At 51.3% G+C, this 2,955-nt stretch carries 1 rRNA gene; it reads right to left on the bottom strand.

What is annotated here, in order from left to right:
- Positions 1–52: 52 nt before the first annotated feature.
- Positions 53–2,943: ribosomal RNA gene (locus Q8W40_RS27800) — 23S ribosomal RNA — on the bottom strand.
- Positions 2,944–2,955: the final 12 nt, after the last annotated feature.

The raw sequence follows: 2,955 nt of genomic DNA, 5'->3' as shown, positions 1-2,955 counted from the left end.
TACACATTCAATCTGTTCTTATTTGAGTCCATCAAAACCCCTTGGGTGTTGTATGGTTAAGCCTCACGGGCAATTAGTACAGGTTAGCTCAACGCCTCACAACGCTTACACACCCTGCCTATCAACGTTCTGGTCTCGAACAACCCTTTAGGACACTTAAAGTGTCAGGGAAGACTCATCTCAGGGCTCGCTTCCCGCTTAGATGCTTTCAGCGGTTATCGATTCCGAACTTAGCTACCGGGCAATGCCATTGGCATGACAACCCGAACACCAGAGGTTCGTCCACTCCGGTCCTCTCGTACTAGGAGCAGCCCCCTTCAATCTTCCAACGCCCACGGCAGATAGGGACCGAACTGTCTCACGACGTTCTAAACCCAGCTCGCGTACCACTTTAAATGGCGAACAGCCATACCCTTGGGACCGACTTCAGCCCCAGGATGTGATGAGCCGACATCGAGGTGCCAAACACCGCCGTCGATATGAACTCTTGGGCGGTATCAGCCTGTTATCCCCGGAGTACCTTTTATCCGTTGAGCGATGGCCCTTCCATTCAGAACCACCGGATCACTATGACCTGCTTTCGCACCTGCTCGAATTGTCATTCTCGCAGTCAAGCGGGCTTATGCCATTGCACTAACCACACGATGTCCAACCGTGTTTAGCCCACCTTCGTGCTCCTCCGTTACTCTTTGGGAGGAGACCGCCCCAGTCAAACTACCCACCAGGCACTGTCCTCACCCCAGATAATGGGGCCAAGTTAGAACATCAAAGCTACAAGGGTGGTATTTCAAGGACGGCTCCACCATATCTAGCGACATGGTTTCAAAGCCTCCCACCTATCCTACACATGTAGGTTCAATGTTCAGTGCCAAGCTGTAGTAAAGGTTCACGGGGTCTTTCCGTCTAGCCGCGGGTACACTGCATCTTCACAGCGATTTCAATTTCACTGAGTCTCGGGTGGAGACAGCGTGGCCATCATTACGCCATTCGTGCAGGTCGGAACTTACCCGACAAGGAATTTCGCTACCTTAGGACCGTTATAGTTACGGCCGCCGTTTACCGGGGCTTCGATCAAGAGCTTCGTCCAAAGACTAACCCCATCAATTAACCTTCCGGCACCGGGCAGGCGTCACACCGTATACGTCATCTTACGATTTTGCACAGTGCTGTGTTTTTAATAAACAGTTGCAGCCACCTGGTATCTGCGACTCCTAATAGCTCCATCCGCAAGGGACTTCACCGTCAAGAGCGTACCTTCTCCCGAAGTTACGGTACCATTTTGCCTAGTTCCTTCACCCGAGTTCTCTCAAGCGCCTTGGTATTCTCTACCCGACCACCTGTGTCGGTTTGGGGTACGATTCCTTACAATCTGAAGCTTAGAGGCTTTTCCTGGAAGCATGGCATCAATGACTTCACTGCCGTAGCAGCTCGACGTCGTGTCTCAGCCTTAATGACGGTCCGGATTTACCTAAACCATCAGCCTACGCACTTGAACCTGGACAACCATCGCCAGGCCCACTTAGCCTTCTCCGTCCCCCCATCGCAATTGTAAGAAGTACGGGAATATTAACCCGTTTCCCATCGACTACGCATTTCTGCCTCGCCTTAGGGGTCGACTTACCCTGCCCCGATTAACGTTGGACAGGAACCCTTGGTCTTCCGGCGAGGGAGTTTTTCACTCCCTTTATCGTTACTCATGTCAGCATTCGCACTTCTGATACGTCCAGCAGCCCTTACAGACCACCTTCAACCGCTTACAGAACGCTCCCCTACCCCGCAATCAAAAGATTGCAGCCGCAGCTTCGGTTTACTACTTAGCCCCGTTACATCTTCCGCGCAGGCCGACTCGACCAGTGAGCTATTACGCTTTCTTTAAATGATGGCTGCTTCTAAGCCAACATCCTGGCTGTCTGAGCCTTCCCACATCGTTTCCCACTTAGTAGTAATTTGGGACCTTAGCTGGCGGTCTGGGTTGTTTCCCTCTCCACGACGGACGTTAGCACCCGCCGTGTGTCTCCCGGATAGTACTTACTGGTATTCGGAGTTTGCAAAGGGTTGGTAAGTCGGGATGACCCCCTAGCCTTAACAGTGCTCTACCCCCAGTAGTATTCGTCCGAGGCGCTACCTAAATAGCTTTCGGGGAGAACCAGCTATCTCCAGGTTTGATTGGCCTTTCACCCCTAGCCACAAGTCATCCGCTAATTTTTCAACATTAGTCGGTTCGGTCCTCCAGTTGATGTTACTCAACCTTCAACCTGCCCATGGCTAGATCACCTGGTTTCGGGTCTATATCCAGAGACTGAACGCCCAGTTAAGACTCGGTTTCCCTACGGCTCCCCTAAACGGTTAACCTTGCCACTGAATATAAGTCGCTGACCCATTATACAAAAGGTACGCAGTCACACCACGAAGGTGCTCCTACTGCTTGTACGTACACGGTTTCAGGTTCTATTTCACTCCCCTCACAGGGGTTCTTTTCGCCTTTCCCTCACGGTACTGGTTCACTATCGGTCAGTCAGTAGTATTTAGCCTTGGAGGATGGTCCCCCCATATTCAGACAGGATATCACGTGTCCCGCCTTACTCGATTTCACTCAATGTGCGTTGTCGGTTACGGGGCTATCACCCTGTATCGCGTCCCTTTCCAGAGACTTCACCTGACGCATAAAAAGCTTAAGGGCTAACCCAATTTCGCTCGCCGCTACTTTCGGGATCTCGGTTGATTTCTCTTCCTCGGGGTACTTAGATGTTTCAGTTCCCCCGGTTTGCCTCCTGCTGCTATGTATTCACAACAGGATACTTACTTATGTAAGTGGGTTTCCCCATTCGGAAATCGTAGACTCAAGTGGCTTTTACTGCCTAATCTACGCTTATCGCAAGTTAATACGTCCTTCGTCGCCTCTGACTGCCAAGGCATCCACCGTGTACGCTTAGTCACTTAACCATACAACCCCAA

Source organism: Vibrio penaeicida, from assembly GCF_030689305.1.
In the GTDB taxonomy this organism is placed as follows: Bacteria; Pseudomonadota; Gammaproteobacteria; order Enterobacterales; family Vibrionaceae; genus Vibrio; species Vibrio penaeicida_B.
Note: the sequence above shows the minus strand (reverse complement) of the source record. Positions and strands in the feature narration are given on the sequence as shown.